This window comes from Micromonospora sp. BS32, assembly GCF_059089345.1.
The window spans coordinates 172,925-190,317 of sequence record NZ_JBSSHR010000006.1 but is presented as its reverse complement, the minus strand read 5'-3'; the positions used below and the strand labels follow the sequence as shown (position 1 = coordinate 190,317).

General features: G+C 73.3%; 14 protein-coding genes. 9 read left to right on the top strand and 5 right to left on the bottom strand.

Annotated features, from left to right (window positions below; translation table 11 throughout):
- Positions 1-2 precede the first annotated feature (2 nt).
- The 5 genes from AC5RWQ_RS12380 to AC5RWQ_RS12360 all read right to left on the bottom strand — a co-directional run bounded on the left by AC5RWQ_RS12380 (position 3) and on the right by AC5RWQ_RS12360 (position 7,110).
- Positions 3-971 (bottom strand): TAXI family TRAP transporter solute-binding subunit, encoded by a 969-nt coding sequence (locus AC5RWQ_RS12380; protein ID WP_494282877.1) that lies wholly within the window; start codon positions 969-971, stop codon positions 3-5.
- On the bottom strand, positions 968-1,360 hold the full coding sequence (locus AC5RWQ_RS12375) for a roadblock/LC7 domain-containing protein (protein WP_334492366.1): 393 nt from the start codon (positions 1,358-1,360) through the stop codon (positions 968-970). Before AC5RWQ_RS12375 ends, AC5RWQ_RS12380 begins: the two co-directional genes overlap by 4 nt.
- On the bottom strand, positions 1,357-3,825 hold the full coding sequence (locus tag AC5RWQ_RS12370; protein ID WP_494282876.1) for a sensor histidine kinase: 2,469 nt from the start codon (positions 3,823-3,825) through the stop codon (positions 1,357-1,359). Before AC5RWQ_RS12370 ends, AC5RWQ_RS12375 begins: the two co-directional genes overlap by 4 nt.
- Before the next feature lie 64 nt (positions 3,826-3,889).
- On the bottom strand, positions 3,890-4,909 hold the full coding sequence (locus tag AC5RWQ_RS12365; protein WP_494282875.1) for a TAXI family TRAP transporter solute-binding subunit: 1,020 nt from the start codon (positions 4,907-4,909) through the stop codon (positions 3,890-3,892).
- A complete protein-coding gene (locus tag AC5RWQ_RS12360; RefSeq protein WP_494282874.1) occupies positions 4,906-7,110 on the bottom strand; it encodes a TRAP transporter permease in 2,205 nt (734 codons plus the stop codon). The genes AC5RWQ_RS12365 and AC5RWQ_RS12360 overlap by 4 nt, the downstream gene beginning before the upstream one ends.
- Before the next feature lie 370 nt (positions 7,111-7,480).
- On the opposite strand from AC5RWQ_RS12360, the gene AC5RWQ_RS12355 reads away from it, so the two are divergent.
- From AC5RWQ_RS12355 to AC5RWQ_RS12315, 9 genes are all read left to right on the top strand, one after another.
- Positions 7,481-8,413, top strand: a complete 933-nt coding sequence (locus AC5RWQ_RS12355; RefSeq protein WP_494282873.1) for an ABC transporter ATP-binding protein — start codon at positions 7,481-7,483, stop codon at positions 8,411-8,413.
- A 75-nt stretch (positions 8,414-8,488) separates the two neighbouring features.
- Positions 8,489-9,088 carry a dihydrofolate reductase family protein gene (locus AC5RWQ_RS12350; protein ID WP_494282872.1) on the top strand — a complete coding sequence of 200 codons (600 nt, stop codon included), beginning with the start codon at positions 8,489-8,491 and terminating at the stop codon, positions 9,086-9,088.
- 78 nt (positions 9,089-9,166) lie between these two features.
- Positions 9,167-9,955, top strand: a complete 789-nt coding sequence (locus AC5RWQ_RS12345; protein WP_494282978.1) for an ABC transporter permease — start codon at positions 9,167-9,169, stop codon at positions 9,953-9,955.
- A 9-nt stretch (positions 9,956-9,964) separates the two neighbouring features.
- Positions 9,965-10,774, top strand: coding sequence for an ABC transporter permease (locus tag AC5RWQ_RS12340; protein ID WP_494282871.1), 810 nt, complete (start codon positions 9,965-9,967; stop codon positions 10,772-10,774).
- Between the two features lie 66 nt (positions 10,775-10,840).
- Positions 10,841-11,956 carry a YihY/virulence factor BrkB family protein gene (locus AC5RWQ_RS12335; protein WP_494282870.1) on the top strand — a complete coding sequence of 372 codons (1,116 nt, stop codon included), beginning with the start codon at positions 10,841-10,843 and terminating at the stop codon, positions 11,954-11,956.
- 267 nt (positions 11,957-12,223) lie between these two features.
- On the top strand, positions 12,224-13,402 hold the full coding sequence (locus AC5RWQ_RS12330) for an ROK family transcriptional regulator (protein ID WP_494282869.1): 1,179 nt from the start codon (positions 12,224-12,226) through the stop codon (positions 13,400-13,402).
- 146 nt (positions 13,403-13,548) lie between these two features.
- Positions 13,549-15,060 (top strand): sugar ABC transporter ATP-binding protein, encoded by a 1,512-nt coding sequence (locus AC5RWQ_RS12325; protein WP_494282977.1) that lies wholly within the window; start codon positions 13,549-13,551, stop codon positions 15,058-15,060.
- A 31-nt stretch (positions 15,061-15,091) separates the two neighbouring features.
- Positions 15,092-16,210 carry an ABC transporter permease gene (locus AC5RWQ_RS12320; RefSeq protein WP_494282868.1) on the top strand — a complete coding sequence of 373 codons (1,119 nt, stop codon included), beginning with the start codon at positions 15,092-15,094 and terminating at the stop codon, positions 16,208-16,210.
- A gap of 128 nt (positions 16,211-16,338) precedes the next feature.
- Positions 16,339-17,388, top strand: coding sequence for a substrate-binding domain-containing protein (locus tag AC5RWQ_RS12315; RefSeq protein WP_494282867.1), 1,050 nt, complete (start codon positions 16,339-16,341; stop codon positions 17,386-17,388).
- The last annotated feature ends 5 nt before the right edge of the window (positions 17,389-17,393 follow it).

Here is a 17,393-nt window from a genome sequence, read left to right as displayed (position 1 = left end):
CGTCAGCCGCCCCGGTAGAAGCGTGCCGCGCCCGGGTGCAGCGGGATCGGACCGGTGCCGGCCGCGCTCTCCCGGGTGAAGTTGCCCGCCTCCGGGTGCACCCCGATCAGGTCCCCCTGGTACGCGAAGAGCAGCCGGGTCAGGTCGTACGCCAGCTGGTCCGGCATGTCCTGGGGCACCAGGATCACGTTCGCCACCGTGACCGTCGGGGTGCCCGTCGCCGTGGCGTACGCCTCCCGGGGCAGCTCGGCCGTGGTGTAGACCGAGCCGTACCGGGCGGTCAGCGGCTCGATCAGGTCGGCGATCGGCAGCAGGGCGAACCGTCCCGGCGCGCTGGAGAGCAGGTCGGCGATCCCCGGGGTGGGCAGGCCGCCGGAGAAGAACATGGCGTCCAGGGTGCCGGCGCGCATCCGCTTCGCGGTCTCCGGCAGCGACAGCGTCACCCGGGACACGTCCCGGTCCGGGTCCATGCCCGCGGCGGCGAGCAGCCGCCCGGCGATGACGTCCGTGCCGGACTTCGGCGAGCCGGTGGAGACCCGCTTACCGCGCAGCCCGGCGAAGGTGGTGATCTTCGCGTCGGTCCGGACGATCACGTGGGTGTAGTTGCGATACACCCGGGCCAGCGCCCGGACCGGCTGGGGCCGGGTGAAGGCGCCCCGCCCGGCCACCGCGTCCGCCGCCGTGTCGGCCAGGCTGAAGGCGACCTCCATGTCGCCGGTGGCGAGCCGGTTGATGTTCTCGACCGACGCCCCGGTGGGCTCGGCGCGCGCCTCGTACCCGGGCAGGTGCCGGCTGATCACGTCCGCGTAGCCGCCGCCGAGCTGGTAGTACACGCCGGTGGTGTTGCCGGTGGCGAGGAAGATCCGCCCGCCGTGCCAGGCCTGGGGCTCCGGATCGCCGCCGCCGCAGCCGGCGCCGGCGAGCGCGGCCACCAGCAGCACGGCGAGCGCGCGCAGTGGCCGGACGGTCATGCCCGCACCGCCGGTTCCAGCGCCTCCGCCACCCGCTGCACCAGCGTCGCCGTCTCGAAGCCGATCTGCCCGAGGTCGCAGCCGGGGGAGGCCAGCACCCCGAGCAGCGCCCGCTCGCCGACCGCCATCACCAGCAGCACCCCGCCGTCCATGTCGACGATCTGCTGCCGTACCCGGCCGGCGGACATCAACCGGGCGGCACCCACGGTCAGGCTGGCCAGGCCACTGATCACGGCGGCGAGCTGGTCGACCTGGTCGGCGCAGAGATCGGGCGAGGCGGCCAGCCGCAGCCCGTCGCCGGAGACCGCGAGGGCGTGCGACACGTCCGGGACCTGCTCGGCGAAGTTCGCCAGGAGCCAGTCGAGGCCGGCGCTCACGGGAGGGGTCATTCGGTTCTCCTGGTGGGTGTCGGAGGCTGGTCGCGTCGCATCGCGGTGGCCACCCCTTCGGCGAGCGCGGACAGTCGGGCCCGCACCACCTCGGGGTCGAGCAGGTCGCCGTCCGGCCGGGGCGGCGGGACGTGGTGCAGGCCGGTCGGCAGCTCACCGCCCCGGATCCGGCGGGGCAGGCCGGCGCCGGTGGTCCGGCGCGGCGCGGCCGGCGGGGGCGTGGCACCCGGCACCGGGGCGGCCGGCACCGGGGCATTCGGCACCGGGGCGGCCGGTGTCGCGGCACCCGGTGTCGCCCCACCCGGTGTCGGGGCGCTCGGCTCGGCCGGGGGACGGGAGCCGATCACCGGCAGGGTCACCGTCGGGGCCCGGTGGGTGCTCGCCGGGCCGGGCCGGGCGGTGCCGTCGACCGGCCGGGGCGGGGCCAGCGCGGCAGGCACGGTCGTGGCGGCCCCCGGCGCGCCGGCGCGCGGGCGGAACCAGGCGGCGGGCGAGGACGCCGGGCGGCGGCCCGGGGCGGGGCGACGGTCGACCGTCTCCACCCGGGTCAGCGCCGCCTCCGGCACGTCCACCTGGGCGATCGTGCCGCTGCCGGCGTTGTGCAACTGCACCCGTACCCCGTGCCGGGCGGCGAGGTGGGCCACCACGTGCAGGCCCATGCTGCCGGCCGCCGCGCTGGAGAGGGTGGCCGGGGCGAGCAGCCGCTCGTTGACCGCGGTGAGCCGGCTGTCGCTGATCCCGATGCCCTGGTCGTGCACGCGCAGGGTCAGCCCGTCGACGGTACGCCGGCCGTCCACCTGCACCGGTGAGTCCGGTGGGGAGTAGACGGTGGCGTTCTCCAGCAGCTCGGCGATCAGGTGGGCCAGGTTGCCGACCACCGCGCCGTGCACCGCCGCGGTCGGCACGTCGATCTCCACCCGCGGGTACTCCTCGATCTCCGCGGCCGCCGCCCGGACCACGTCGGAGAGCAGATGCGTCCCCTCGTACGCCCGGCCCGGCTCGCCACCGGCCAGGACCAGCAGGTTCTCCCCGTTGCGGCGCATCCGGGCGGCCAGGTGGTCGAGCGCGAACAACCGGTCCAGCGCGTCCGGGTCGGTCTCCTCGCGCTCGAACTCGTCGAGCAGCCGCAGCTGGCGGGTGATCAGCGTACGGATCCGCCGGGCCAGCGCCTCGACCATCCGGGTGACGTCCAACCGCAGCTCGGCCTGCTCGCCGGCGAGCCGCAGCGCGGCCCGGTTCACCGTGTCGAAAGCCTCGGCCACCTGGGCGACCTCGTCCCGGCCGTGGCTGATCCCCGCGGTGAGCCGGCTCGCGGTGCCCTCGGGCGGCGCGCCGTCGCCGGCCGCGATCGCGGTGATCCGGTCGGGCAGCTCCCGGTGCGCCATGGTGAGGGCGGCGACCCGCAACCGGCGCAGCCGGCGGCTGGTGCGCACGGCGAGCAGCGCCGCGGCGAGCAGCGAGGCCAGCGCCACCGCCGTGGTCGCCCCGGCGGTCACCAGGGCCCGACGACGGGTGTCCCCGGCCAGCGCCGCGGCCTGTCCGTCCAGCTCCTCGGAGAGCTCCCGGCCGAGCAGGTTGTACCGCCGGATCGTCCCGCTCTGCGCCACGTACCAGGCGTCGCCGTCGGTCTTCGCCGCGGTCGGGTCGGTGTCGGCGGTGAGGGCGGCGTCGCGGATCCGGCGGGCGTTGACCACGTCGGCGCCGGTGACCAGCCGGTCGTACGCGTCGGCCGCCCGGCCCCCGGCGATCCGGGAGAACTCGGCCTGCCGCTGGTCCCGGGCGCCGCGCAGCTGGCCGAGCCGGACGAGTTCCCCGCCGGCCAGCTGGCCCCGGACGAAGACGGTGCGCAGCAGGTCCCGCTCCAGCGAGGCGAGATGCTCCTGGGCGGCGACGGCGGCCACCTCGCGGGCGCCGTTGGCGAGGTCGGTGTTGCGCACCTGGGCGGGCAGGGCGTCGGCGACGGCGAGCAGCGAGTCGACCAGCGCCACGTACGTCGGGTCGGCGGTGGCCGAGTCCTGGGCCAGCTTGCGGGTCGGGTCGAGCTGGTCGAGCTGCCGGCCGGCGTCGTCGAGCACCCGGTCGAGGTCGGGGGCGGCCCGGGCGGCGGCCCGGCTGGCGGCGCGGTACCGCTCGACGGCGGCGTCCACCCGCCGCTGCTGGGCGTCGACCAGCGGCTGGCCGACGCCACCGCTGCGCTGACGCAGGATCGCGGTCTCGCCGAGTTCCCGTTCCAGTTCGTGCACCAGCCGGACGGTGGCGGTCGCGGTGCCGGCCAGCACCCGGGCCCGGTCGGCGTCGGTGGCGGCGTCCAGCGCGGTGTCGGTCTGCCCGGCGCCCAGCACCACCAGGCCGATCGTGGCCACCAGGATCGGCGCGAGCAGCTGGGTGCGGACCGACCAGAGCCGGTCGGTCCGGTCGGCGGGCTTGTGGTGCCGACGGACGCGGGCGGGGCGGGCGAGCGGCACGCGGGTCTCCGGATCGGGTCGGGGTGCCGGGTCGGGCACAGTGGCCCGACCCGGCGACGGCGGATCAGCTCGCGCCGAGGTCCTGCAGCGCCTTCTCCGCGCCACGGTGCAGCGGTACGGGGTCGGTCCTGCGGGCGTTGTCCAGGCTGATGCCCTTGGCGGCCGGGTTGGCCTGGGCCAGGGCGTCCTTCTTCTCGAAGACCGTCCTGGTGATCGCGCAGGCGACGTTCGCGTCGAGGTCCTTGCGGACCAACAGCACGTTGGGCACCAGGATGGTCGGGGTGTCCGCCGCCGTCCGGTACACGTCGGCCTTGATGGTGCCCGCCTGGTACGCCGGGTTGAGCTCGGTCATCTTGGGCAGCAGCGGGGTGATGTCGATGAACTTCACCTTGTCCCCGGCGGTGGTGAAGAGGTCGGTCAGCCCACCGGTGGGCACCCCGCCGGACCAGAAGAACCCGTCGATGCTGCCGTCCTTGATCCCCTCGACGGTCTTGGCGAGGTCGAGCCGCTGGGCCTGGACGTCCTTGGCCGGGTCGAGTCCGGCGGCGGTGAGCAGCCGGTTGGCGATCACCTCGGTGCCGGACTTCGGCGAACCGGTGGAGATCTTCTTGCCCTTCATCTCGGCCACCGAGGTGATCCCGGCGTCGGCCCGTACGACGACCTGGGTGTAGTTGTCGTAGATCCGGGCCAGCGCCTGGACCGGCTGGGGCGAGGTGAAGGTGCCCTTGCCCTGCACCGCGTTGACCGCGGTGTCGAAGAGCGAGAAGGCCACGTCGTACTGGCCGGCGACGAGCTGTTCGATGTTCTGCACGGAGGCGCCGGTCTCGGCGGCGGTGCCGGTCAGCTTGCCGTCGGTGGCCCCGGAGAGTTGGCCGGCGAGCGCGTTGCCGACCACGTAGTAGACGCCGGTGGCGTTGCCGGTGGCGATCCCGACCCGGGGGCTGTCGGTGACCTTGCAGGTGACCTCGCTGGCCGCGTCGTCCTTGGCCGCGGTGTCCTGCTGGCCACCGCATCCGGCGGTGCCCGCCGCGACCAGCGCCAGCGCGCTCACCCCCACGGCGATGCGCACGTCGATTCGTCTCACGCTGTCTCCTCCCCAGGATTACTCGATGAACCTGCCCACGGCCCGCCGGTCCGGCCGGCGGCGCCGCGTCGTACGAGCACACCCGCCACCACGGCGGCGGCCAGGACCGCGCCGACCGTGACGGGTACGGGTTCCAGCCAGAGCAGCGCCGAGCCGGCGAGCACGCCGAGCACCCGCTCCGGTACGCCGGCCGGGCCGACGCCGGGCAGCCAGCCACCCGCCGCGACCGCCAGCACGGCCACGCTGAGCGCGGAGGCGAGCGTGGCGACGGCGATCCGCCCCGGCCCGCCGATGCCGAGCAGCCCGAGGCCGGCGGGGGTGATCACGAAGGCGATCGGGATCAGGTAGGCCGGCAGGGCGTACCGCAGGGTCTGCCACATGGTCGGCACCAGCCGGCCGCCGGTGACCGCGGCGGCGGCCACCGCGGCGAGCGCGGTCGGCGGGGAGACCTCGGACAGCACCGCGAAGTAGAAGACGAACATCGCTGCGGCGGGCGCGGCGACGCCGAGGTTCAGCAGGGCCGGACCGATGATCACCCAGCCGATGACGAAGGAGGCGGTGACCGGCACGGCCAACCCGAGCAGGCTGAGCGCGACGGCGGCGAGCAGCGCGGTGAGCGCCAGCACCACCGCCGGGTCGGAGCTGACCGTGCGCGCGCCGCCGACCAGCAGCGCGGCGGCCTGCGGGCCGAGCCCGGTCCTGGTGGTGGTGGCGGTGATGATGCCGGCCGCGGCGCAGACCGCGCTCACCGCGAGGACGCCGCGTACCCCGGTGCTGAGCGCGGCGACCAGCCGGGCCGGGGTCAGCCGGTGCCGTCGGTCCAGGAAGGAGAGCGCGGCAGCCAGCGCGGTCGCGGCGACCACCGCCTTCGTCGCGGAGACCCCGACGGCGAGCAGCGCGATGATCACGAACAGGGAGAGGAAGTGGTAGCCGAAGCGGGCCAGCAGCCGTCCCGCCGATGCGGTCTCGATGACCACCGGTCGGACCCCGGAGCGCCGGGCGTCGATCTCCACGGAGAGCAGGATGCCGAGGTAGTAGAGGATCGTCGGGATGGTTGCCCAGCCGAGCACCTGGAGGTACGACACGCCCAGGTACTCGGCGATGATGAAGGCGGCCGCGCCGAGGGTGGGCGGGGAGAGGATCGCTCCGACGCCGGCCGCGGCGAGCATGCCGCCGGCCCGTTCCGCCGGGTAGCCGGCCCGGCGCAGGATCGGCCAGGTGACCGCGCCGATGCTCACCGTCGTGGCGGCCCCCGACCCGGAGACGGTGCCCAGCAGAAAGCCGGAGGCGACGGCGGTGCGCCCGGCGGCGGTGCGGGAGCGTCGGAACGCGGCGGCGGAGAGTTTCACGAAGAACCGCCCGGCGCCGGAGAGGTCCAGCACCGCGCCGTAGACGGTGAAGAGCACGATGTACGAGGCCGCGACGTCCAGCGGGGTGCCGTAGAAGCCGCTGTCGGAGTTGTAGAACGCGTCGACGAGCTGGCCGAAGTCCAGCCCCGCGTGGGCCACCGGCCAGGACTGCGGCAGCAGCCCGCCGTAGTAGCCGTAGCCGAGGAAGAGCAGGCAGACCGCCGGCAGGATCCAGCCGGTGGTGCGCCGGCAGGCCTCCAGCAGCAGGAGCAGCAGCGCGGTGCCCATCGCCACGTCCAGACCGACCAGCAGGCCCTGCCGGTCGAGGAACGCGTCGTACCCCCCGCCGCCGGCGCCCAGGGTGACCGGGAGCACCGGGTAGAGGCAGCTGAGCAGCGCCGCCGCGGCCAGCGCCCAGTCCGCCACGGTGGGCCGGTCGGGCCTCGCCGGTCGGCCGGCCGCGGGCGCCACCGCCGGCCGGCGCCGGGGCAGGCGCAGACCCGAGGGGTACGCCAGGAAGACCGTCGGGAGCACGCCGGCCAGGAAAATGATCAGGTAGTACTTGCTGCCCTGCGGCAGCGGGTGGAAGACCTGCCCGAGTGCGAGCAGCGCGATCGCCAGGGTGGCGCCGGTGACGAGGATCCCGGTCGGTCCGGAGAGGACGCGTCCCGGTTTCTCGTCCTCGAACTGGGCGGCGAGGTCGCGCGTCTCCGGCCTGCCGGCGGCGTCCACTGTCGTCGGCGGCTCGGCCGGCAGGGCGACGGATGTGCCGGTCGGCGCGGTGCCCGGGTCGGCGGAGCCGCCCTGCGGCGGCTGCGGCGCGGGGCCGTCGGAGGAGCGCACGGACGACACGAGGGGGCACGATACGCGAATTGGGCAGCTCATGGAACATTGCTGTTTATCATTGCGCTGAGTAATGATTTGTCGCCTCTGATCACGCAGAGGAACCGGAATGTGCGACCGATTTAATAGGTGACTCGTCCGTAGCCGTTGACAATCCCGACCGCATCGGAAAGTCCGAAAAAGATCTGTCCACTTTGGGAAAAGATGGCCCGTCTCTGGTGGGCGTCGGCGTGCCGGTCGGCGGTGGCGTCACCGTTCACTGCTCCGACCCGGTCGGTGACTTTGCGTAGCATACTCACTCTCCGTGTCCGGGTGGGCGCGGCTCGTCGCGGCGGCGAAACCGCTCGAAGGTGTCGGGCCTGGTCGCTAGGGTCTCCCGGTGACCACTGTTCAACCCCTCATCCGGGCGCGCGGGCTGGTGAAGCGGTTCGGCGACTTCACCGCCGTCGACGGCATCGACGTGGAGGTGCGCCCGGGCGAGGCGTTCGGGTTCCTCGGTCCCAACGGCGCCGGCAAGTCCTCCACCATGCGGATGATCGGCTGCATCTCCCCGCCCAGCGACGGGGAGCTGCGCATCCTCGGCATGGACCCGGTCCGCGACGGCACCGCCATCCGGGCCCGGCTCGGCGTCTGCCCCCAGCTCGACAATCTCGACCCCGAGCTGACCGTCCGGGAGAACCTGCTCACCTACGCCCGCTACTTCGGGGTGCCCCGCCGGGTCGCCCGGGAGCGCGCCGCGGAGCTGCTCGACTTCGTGCAGCTCACCGAGCGGGCCGACAGCAAGGTGGAGCCGCTCTCCGGCGGCATGAAGCGCCGGCTCACCATCGCCCGCGCCCTGGTCAACGACCCCGAGCTGGTGCTGCTCGACGAGCCGACCACCGGGCTCGACCCGCAGGCCCGGCACCTGGTCTGGGAGCGGCTGTTCCGGCTCAAGCAGCAGGGGGTCACGCTGGTGCTGACCACCCACTACATGGACGAGGCGGAGCAGCTCTGTGACCGCCTGGTGGTGATGGACGGCGGGCGGATCGTCGCCGAGGGCTCACCCCGCGCGCTGATCACCGAGCACTCCACCCGCGAGGTGGTGGAGCTGCGCTTCCCGGCCGAGTCGCAGGAGGCGTTCGCCGGCAAGCTCGACGGGCTGGGGGAGCGGGTCGAGGTGCTGCCCGACCGGATCCTGCTCTACGTCCCAGACGGCGATGCGGCGGTCGCCCAGGTCGAGGCCCGCGGCCTGACCCCGGCGGCCGTGCTGGTGCGGCGCAGCAGTCTGGAGGACGTCTTCCTGCACCTGACCGGCCGCACCCTGGTCGACTGATCCGCCGCCGCACCGATGAGTTCCCGGTCGCCCCGTCGTCCACCTCTGGAGCGGACCGAACGAAGGGAGACGACCATGGTGGACGGCGGCGGCGGGCTGGTGCGCTGGCACGTGACCATGTCCGTGGACGGTTTCATCACCGGCCCCGGCGACGGGATGGACTGGTTCTTCGGGCAGGGGCACCGGGTGAGCGGGGCGGCCGACGCGGTTGTCGCATCCACCGGGGCGATCCTCGCCGGCCGACGCAGCTGGGACGTGGGCCGGGCGATGGGCCAGCGGCCGTACGGCGGGGCGTGGCACGGGCCGCTCCTGGTGCTCACCCACCGGCCGGAGGAGATCGACGGGCCCGACGTCCACGGCGTCTCGGGGGACGTCGGTGCGGCGGTGGCGCGGGCCCGGGCGGCGGCCGGCGGTCGCGACGTGGTGGTCTTCGGGGCGCGGACCGCCCGCCAGTGCCTGGACCGAGGGCTGCTCGACGACATCCTGATCCACGTCGCGCCGGTCCTGCTCGGCGAGGGCGTCCGTCTCTTCGACCGCACCGGCGGTGGGCCGGTGCGGCTGCGCCAGCTCGACCGCGACGACCCGGCCCTGCTGCCCGACCTGCACTACGCGGTGCCGCGCCGAGCGGGCGGCGGCGCGGGGAATTCGAAGGAGGCGGCCGGCGCGACGCCGTAGGGTGGCCGGCGGCCTGTCGTACCCGGACGGTAGGAAGGCCGTGCTGCACGGCGAGCGAGGAGGAGGTCAGCGGTGAGCATGACGCAGCGGTCCCGGCCGGCGCTGCCCCGGGTGCCGGCGCTGGCGGTGCTGGCCCACCACCTGACCGGCTACCGACGCACCTGGCGGGCCGGGGTGTTCTCGTCCTTCCTGCTGCCGACGCTGACCGTGCTCGGCTTCGGCCTCGGCGTCGGCGCCTACGTCGACCAGGGCGTCGACGGGGTGCGCTACCTCGACTGGATCGTGCCCGGGCTGCTCGCCTCGACCGCGTTGCAGGTGGCCGTCGGCGAGGCGACCTGGCCGGTGTTCAGCAACTTCCAGTGGATCAAGACCTACTTCGCGCAGGGGGCCGCGCCGTTGCGGGTCGGCGACATCCTCGCCGGCCACCTGGCCTTCGTGCTGTTCCGGGTGCTCACCACCAGCGTGGCGTTCCTGCTGGTGACGGCCCTGTTCGGGGCGCTGCGGTCGGGCTGGGCGCTGGCCACCCTGCCGGTGGTGGCGCTGCTCTGCCTGGCCGTCGCCGCGCCGACCTTCGCGTACGCCGCAGCGGTGCCGAGCGACAGCTGGCTGGCCATGCTGTTCCGCTTCGCGGTGATCCCGATGAGCCTCTTCTCCGGCATCTTCTTTCCGGTCGATTCGCTGCCCGGGGCGCTGCGCTGGCTGGCGTACGCGACGCCCCTCTGGCACGCCGTCGACCTGTGCCGGGCGGCCACCCTGGGCACCGCGCCGCAGTGGTCGGTCCTCGGCCACCTGGCCTACCTCGCCGCCTGGGCGGCGGCCGGCTGGCTGCTCGCCGTCCGGGTCTTCCGCCGCCGGCTCGTGGTCTAGGAGGGGCTCGTGGTCACTCTGGTCCTGTCCCGGCTGCTCGACGTCTCGGGCACCTCCCGCCGCTCCGCCTCGGTGGTCGGGCGCAACGTGGCGGCGCTCAAGCCGGTCTACTGGCTGCTGCTGCTCTCCGGCTTCGTCGAGCCGGTGCTCTACCTCTTCTCGATCGGCGTCGGGGTGGGCAAGCTGATCGACGGGTTCACCCTGCCCGACGGCCGGCCGGTGGCGTACGCGGCGTTCGTCGCGCCGGCCATGCTGGCCTCCTCGGCGATGTTCGGGGCGCTGGCCGAGACCACCTTCAACTTCTTCGGCAAGCTGAAGTACCTCAAGCTCTACGACGGCATCATCGCCACCCCGGTACGGCCGATCGAGATCGCGCTGGGCGAGCTGGGCTGGGCGATGGTGCGCGGCTCGGCCTACTCGGCGGCCTTCCTGGTGGTGATGGTGGCGATGGACCTCACCACCGTCGGGCGGGCCCTCGCGGCGTTCCCGGCGGCCGTGCTGGTCGGGTTCACCTTCGGCGCGGTCGGCATGGCGCTGTCCACCCTGATGCGCAGCTGGCAGGACTTCGACCTGATGGCCTCCGGGCAGTTCGCCCTCTTCCTCTTCTCCGGCACCTTCGTCCCCGCCGAGTCCTATCCGGCGCTGCTGCACTGGGTGGTGGAGGCGAGCCCGCTCTACCGCTCGGTGCACCTGCTGCGCGGCGTCTGCGTGGGCGGGGCCGGCTGGTGGTGGCTGCTCGACGTGGCCTACCTGCTGGTGCTCACCGCGCTCGGGCTCGCCGCCGCGTCCCGGCGGATGAACCGGCTGCTGTACAAGTAGCGGGTTAAGGGGCGGCCCGGTCGGGGCATGACGAGGGGGACACACGCCGAACCACGAGGAGGGGCGATGGCCTCCGACGAGACATCCGCGGGCACGGGGCGGAACCGCGACGGCGCCGGCACGGCGACCGGTGCCCGGCACGATCGGGACGCGTCCGCCACCCGGTCCGACCGGAACCGGTTCGGCGGTCGGCACGACGCGGGCGCCGGTAGCCGGCCGGTCGGCCCGGGCGAGGGGCCGGACAGCCCGGCCAAGCTTCCCGGCACCAGTTGGCAGGCGGCGCTGAAGCGGACCGTCAAGGAGTTCCAGGACGACAGCCTGACCGACTGGGCCGCCGCGCTGACCTACTACGGCGTCCTGTCGATCTTCCCCGGTCTGCTGGTGCTGATCTCCATCCTCGGCCTGCTCGGCACCCGGGCGACCGAGGGGGTCAAGGACACCGTCGGCCAGGCGGTCCCGGACGACAACATCCAGAAGATCATCGAGGGCGCGATCGATCAGGCCAGGCAGTCCGGCGGGCTGGCCAGCCTCGCCGCGATCGTCGGTGTGCTCGCCGCCTTCTGGTCGGCGTCCGGCTACATCGCCGCGTTCATGCGCGCCTCGAACACCATCTACGACGTGCCGGAGGGGCGGCCGATCTGGAAGACCCTGCCGATCCGGCTCGGGGTCACCGCGGTGATCGGCGTGATGCTGCTGGCCTGCGCGGTGATCGTGGTCTTCACCGGCGGCTTCGCCGAGCAGGTGGGCAGCGCGATCGGGTTGGGCTCGACCGCGGTGACTGTCTGGAACATCGCCAAGTGGCCGGTGCTGCTGCTCCTGGTCAGCCTGATGTTCGCGATCCTCTACTGGGCCTCGCCCAACGCCCGGCACGGCGGTTTCCGCTGGGTCAGCCCGGGTGGCGTGCTGGCGGTGGTGATCTGGCTGGTGATCTCCGGCCTGTTCGCCTTCTACGTCAGCAACTTCGGGTCGTACAACAAGACGTACGGCGCGCTGGCCGGCGTGATCATCTTCCTGGTCTGGCTCTGGCTGAGCAACGTCGCGATCCTGCTGGGCGCCGAGTTCGACGCGGAGCTGGAGCGCAGCCGGGCCATCTCCGCCGGCCACAACCCGGATGAGGAGCCGTACGTGGAGCTGCGCGACGACCGCAAGCTCAAGAAGAAGCGCAACGCCCGCGGTCGCTGACCGCCCGGCCATTTTCGCCTCGTCCGCCCCGTCGCGCATCGCGGCGGGGCGGAGTCGTGTCCGGGCCACCCATCCATTGAGGAGCGGCCACGGGTCTCGGCGACCAGGCAACTTTCCTTGATCAACTACTCGCTTTTGTTTGATCGGACAAAAGTTGGTGACAGATCGACCGAAGCTATGGACAGGCGGCGCGGAAGTCTCCTACTGTGTCGGACACAACACATCGACGTCACGGCGATGTGAACCCCCGATGCGGAGGTGAGTCCCGTGCGGACGGCAGACCCCCTGCACCTGCGGCTGCTGCGGCTGCTGCGCGATGAGGGCCCCGCGTCCCGGGCGGAGCTGGGCGACCGGTTGCAGATGCCGCGCCCGCGACTCCATGCCGAGCTCGACCGGCTGGTCGCCCTCGGCATGGTCGCCGAGGCGGGGCTCGCGGCCTCCCGGGGCGGCCGGCGCTCCACCCTGGTCGAGCTGGACCCCCGGCTCCGGTTCGCCGCCGTCGACCTGGGCGCCAGCTCGATCGACGTCGAGGTGGTCAACGGCCGGCTGGAGCCGATCGCCGCGTACGCGGAGGCGGCCGACATCCGCTCCGGGCCCAAGGCCATCCTGCACCGGGTCAACGACCTGCTGCACAAGGCCAAGGTCGACGGGGCGTACGAGAAGCTGGACGCGGTGGGCATCGGGGTGCCCGGGCCGGTGAGCTTCCGCGACGGCGTGCCGGTCTCGCCACCGATCATGCCCGGCTGGGACCGGTTCCCGGTGCGTGAGCTGCTCACCCGGGAGCACGGCTGCCCGGCGGTGGTCGACAACGACGTGAACATCATGGCCATCGGGGAGCGGCACGGCGGAGTGGCCCACTCGGTCGACGACTTCCTCTTCATCAAGATCGGCACCGGAATAGGGTGCGGGATCTACCTCAGCGGCGAGGTCTACCGGGGCACCGACGGCTGCGCCGGGGACATCGGCCACATCCAGGTCGACGCGCACGGTCCGATGTGTTCCTGCGGCAACGCCGGCTGCCTGGAGGCGGTGTTCAGCGGCGCCGCACTGGCCCGCGAGGCGACCGCCGCCGGCCGCGCCGGCACCGCCCCGGCGCTGGCCGAGCGGCTCGCCGCCCGCGGCGTGCTCACCGCCCGCGACGTCGCGGAGGGGGCGGTGGAGGGGGACGTCACCTGCATCCAGCTGATCCGCGACGGGGGCCGGCGGGTCGGGCAGGTGCTGGCCGGGCTGGTCAGCTTCACCAACCCGTCGATGATCGTGATCGGTGGCGGCCTGGCCCACCTGGGCCACATCCTGCTCGCCGAGATCCGCAGCGTGGTCTACCGCCGCTCGCTGCCGCTGGCCACCGGCAACCTGCCGGTCGTCCTCTCCGAGCTGGGCCCCCGGGCCGGCGTGGCCGGGGCCGCGGTGCTGGCCAGCGACATCGCCTTCGGGGAGGCGTCATGACCGCGCCGACGCCCGCCGACCCGGGCGCCGCGACGACCGAGCCCGCCGGCCGGCCGCCGGCCGAGCGCGGCCCGGACGCCGGGACCGACGGGTTCGTCGCCGGCCGGCCGCTGGTCACACCGCCCGCCGACGCCGTCGCCGGCGAAGTGGTCCTGCGCCTCACCGACGTGGTCAAGACCTTCCCCGGCGTACGGGCGCTCGACGGGGTGCAGCTGGAGGTGCGGGCCGGCGAGGTGCACTGCCTGCTCGGGCAGAACGGCGCCGGCAAGTCCACCCTGATCAAGGTGCTCGCCGGGGTGCACCGGCCGGACTCCGGCCGGGTGGAGTGGCGGGGCGAGCCGGCCGCGTTCGCCAACCCGCAGGCCGCGATGCGCGCCGGCATCGCCACCATCTACCAGGAGCTCGACCTGGTCGAGGACCTCTCCGTCGCGGAGAACGCCTTCCTCGGCCACGAGCCGCGCCGGGCCGGTTTCGTCCGGCGCGGACTGATGGCCCGCCGTACCCGGGAGATCCTGTCCCGGCTCGGCCACGGCGAGATCCCGCCGGGCCGGATGGTCCGGGCCCTGCCCGCGGCCGGCAAGCAGGTGGTCAGCATGGCCCGGGCGCTCTCCCACGAGGCCCGACTGATCATCATGGACGAGCCGAGCGCGGTGCTGGCCCACGACGAGGTGGGCAACCTCTTCCGGATCATCCGGGAGCTCACCGCGCAGGGCATCGCGGTCATCTACATCTCGCACCGGATGGAGGAGATCCGCGAGATCGGCGACCGGGTGACCGTACTCAAGGACGGCCGGACCACCGCGGCGAACCTGCCGGCCCGCGACACCCCGACCCGGGACCTGGTCGCGAAGATGACCGGCCGGGCCATGGAGTACGTCTTCCCGGACCGCCCGGACGACACCGCCGGCGGCGACGAGCTGCTCCGGGTCGAGGGGTTGAGCCGCAGCGGCGAGTTCGCCGACGTGTCGCTCGACGTGCGGGCCGGTGAGATCGTCGGCATCGCCGGGCTGGTCGGCTCCGGTCGCTCCGAGCTGCTGGAGACCATCTTCGGCGCCCGTCACCCGGACAGCGGCACCGTCCGGATGGCCGGGCGGGCGCTGCGACCCGGCAGTGTCGGCGCGGCGGTACGGGCCGGCATGGGCATGGCCCCCGAGGAGCGCAAGAGCCAGGCGCTGCTGCTCGGCGAGCCCATCCACCGCAATGTCACGCTGGCCACCTTCAGCCGGTACGCCCGCCTCGGGTTCACCGACGCCGGGCGGGAGCGGGCGGCGGCGGAGCGGATCGCCGAGCGCCTCCAGTTGCGGCCGAGCGACGTGCGCCGGCCGGTCCGCACCCTCTCCGGCGGCAACCAGCAGAAGGTGGTGGTCGGGCGCTGGCTGCTCGGCGACACCCGGCTGCTGCTGCTCGACGAGCCGACCCGGGGTGTCGACGTGGGGGCCAGGGCGGAGCTCTACCGGGTGATCCGGGAGCTGGCCGCGCAGGGTGTCGGGGTGCTGCTGGTCTCCAGCGAGGTGCCCGAGGTGCTCGGCCTGGCCGACCGGGTGCTGGTCATGCGCGAGGGCCGGATGGTGCGCGAGGCGCCGGCCGGCGAACTGGACGAGAACACCGTGCTCGACCTCGTCATGGCGGGGTCCCTGATGGAAGGCGCGCCGGCATGAACCAGCGCAGCGAGCCCAGTGAGGTGGAGTCATGAGCGAGGCGACCGGGACCGCGACACCGGACCGGCCGCCGGGCCTGCCGGCGCAGTCCCCACCGGTCGACCCGGCGGAGACGGCGGCGGCCACCGCGAAGAGCGCCCCGCGGCGGCTCTCCTGGTGGCACGGGGACGGCGGCGAGGGCGCGAAGCGCAACCTCGGCCTGATCGGGGTGCTGGTGGTGCTGGTCGTGATCGGCGCCGCGACCCGGTGGGACCTCTACTCCAACCCGGACTGGGTGTGGAACAACACCCTGACCATCCTCAAGCTGGCCTCGGTGGTCGGTGTGGTCACCGTCGGGATGACCTTCGTGATCATCGGCGGCGGCATCGACCTGTCGGTCGGCGCGATCGTCGCGCTGGCCGGGGTCTGGTGCACCACGGTCGCCACCCAGAGCTACGGCGCGGGCGGCATGATCTTCACCGCGCTGACCGTGGGCGTGGCGGTCGGGCTGGTCAACGGCCTGCTCGTCTCGTACGGGCGGCTGGTGCCGTTCATCGCCACGCTGGCCATGATGGTGGCCGCCCGCGGTCTGGCCGCCGAGATCTCCGACAAGCAGACGCAGGTCTCGGACAACACGTTCATCAACGGCATCGCCAGCACCGACCTGCTCGGCATCCCGCTGCTGGTCTACATTCTGGCCGCCGTGGTGGCCGCCGGCTGGGTGCTGCTCAACCGGACCACCTTCGGCCGGCGTACGGTCGCCGTCGGTGGCAACCCGGAGGCGGCCCGGCTCGCCGGTATCGACGTCCGCCGGCACACCCTGCTGCTCTACGCGCTTTCCGGGCTCTGCTGCGGGATCGCCGCGATCATGCTGACCGCGCAGGCCAACTCCGCCCAGGCGGCCATGGCCAACCTCTACGAGCTGGACGCGATCGCCGCGGCGATCATCGGCGGGACGTTGCTCAGCGGCGGCCGGGGCACCATCGTCGGCTCCCTGCTCGGGGTGCTGATCTTCTCCACCATCACCAACCTCTTCGCCATCAACGGCCTCTCCACCGAGGCCCAGAACATGGTCAAGGGCGGCATCATCGTCGGCGCCGTCCTGGTCCAGCAGGTGCAGTTGCGCAGCCTCACCCAGTTCCTTGGCCGCAACCGGGCCACCACCTCCTGACCGCGCGCGGCGTCCCGGGTGGACGCCGCCCTCCCTCCACCCACCGCTCCTCGGCGGCCACCCCTGAAACGGTGGCCGGGTACCGCGCACCCTTTTCCACCCCACCACCGTCACTTCAGGAGGTCGTCATGACCCAGTTCCGTGACCTGTCCCGCCGCCGGCTGCTCCTCGGCGGGGCCGCCGTCGGCGCCGGTGTGCTCCTCACCGGTTGCACCAGCAACGAGACCGAGCCGACCGCCGCGCAGACCAAGGCCGCGGCGGCCGGCGGCAACAACGAGCCGGGCAAGAAGGTCGTCCTCGGCTTCTCCGCCCCGGCCGCCGACCACGGCTGGATCGCCGCCATCACCAACAACGCCAAGGCGCAGGCCCAGGCGTACTCCGACGTGGAGTTCAAGTCGGTCGAGGCCGGCGCGGACGCGGCGGCGCAGCGGGCGGCGCTGTCCACCCTGGTCGCGCAGAAGCCCGACGTGATCGTGCTGCTGCCGCACGACGGCAAGGAGCTCAACGCCTTCGGCCTGGAGGCGATGAAGGCCGGCATCCCGGTGGTCAACCTGGACCGGGCCTTCCCCGACGCGCGGGCCTACCGGTTGCAGATCAAGGGCGACAACTACGGCATGGGGGTGGCCGCGGCCACCTACATCGTGGCGCAGCTCAAGGCCAAGGGCGTCAGCAACCCGGTGATCGGGGAGATCCCCGGCATCGACTCGCTGGAGCTGACCCAGGAACGCTCCAAGGGCTTCGCCGACACCCTCGCGGCGAACGGGATGCGGGTGGCCAACCGGCGGCCGGCGGAGTTCACCGCCGACTCCGGCCAGCAGGCCGCGACCGGACTGTTCCAGGCGCTGCCGAAGCTCGACGCGCTCTGGAACCACGACGACGACCAGGGCATCGGTGTCCTCGCCGCGGTGAACCAGGCCAACCGCAAGGAGTTCTTCATGGTCGGCGGGGCCGGCTCGAAGAAGGCGATGGAGGACATCCAGGCCGACAACACGGTGCTCAAGGCCACCGTCACCTACAGCCCGTCGATGGCCTCCTCGGCCATCTCCCTGGCCCGACTGATCGGCCAGGGCAAGGGCATGTCCGACCTGGTGGAACTCCAGGTGCCCAAGGAGATCGTGCTCGCCTCCGAGACGATCACCAAGGAGAACGCGAGCAACTACCTCAAGCTCGGGTTCTGACACAC

Bases quoted from the DNA above. Each gene is read 5' to 3' on its own strand.
- AC5RWQ_RS12380 (WP_494282877.1), bottom strand. From the start codon at position 971: ATGACCGTCCGGCCACTGCGCGCGCTCGCCGTGCTGCTGGTGGCCGCG.
- AC5RWQ_RS12375 (WP_334492366.1), bottom strand. From the start codon at position 1,360: ATGACCCCTCCCGTGAGCGCCGGCCTCGACTGGCTCCTGGCGAACTTC.
- AC5RWQ_RS12350 (WP_494282872.1), top strand. From the start codon at position 8,489: ATGGTGGACGGCGGCGGCGGGCTGGTGCGCTGGCACGTGACCATGTCC.
- AC5RWQ_RS12345 (WP_494282978.1), top strand. From the start codon at position 9,167: ATGACGCAGCGGTCCCGGCCGGCGCTGCCCCGGGTGCCGGCGCTGGCG.
- AC5RWQ_RS12335 (WP_494282870.1), top strand. From the start codon at position 10,841: ATGGCCTCCGACGAGACATCCGCGGGCACGGGGCGGAACCGCGACGGC.
- AC5RWQ_RS12320 (WP_494282868.1), top strand. From the start codon at position 15,092: ATGAGCGAGGCGACCGGGACCGCGACACCGGACCGGCCGCCGGGCCTG.
- AC5RWQ_RS12315 (WP_494282867.1), top strand. From the start codon at position 16,339: ATGACCCAGTTCCGTGACCTGTCCCGCCGCCGGCTGCTCCTCGGCGGG.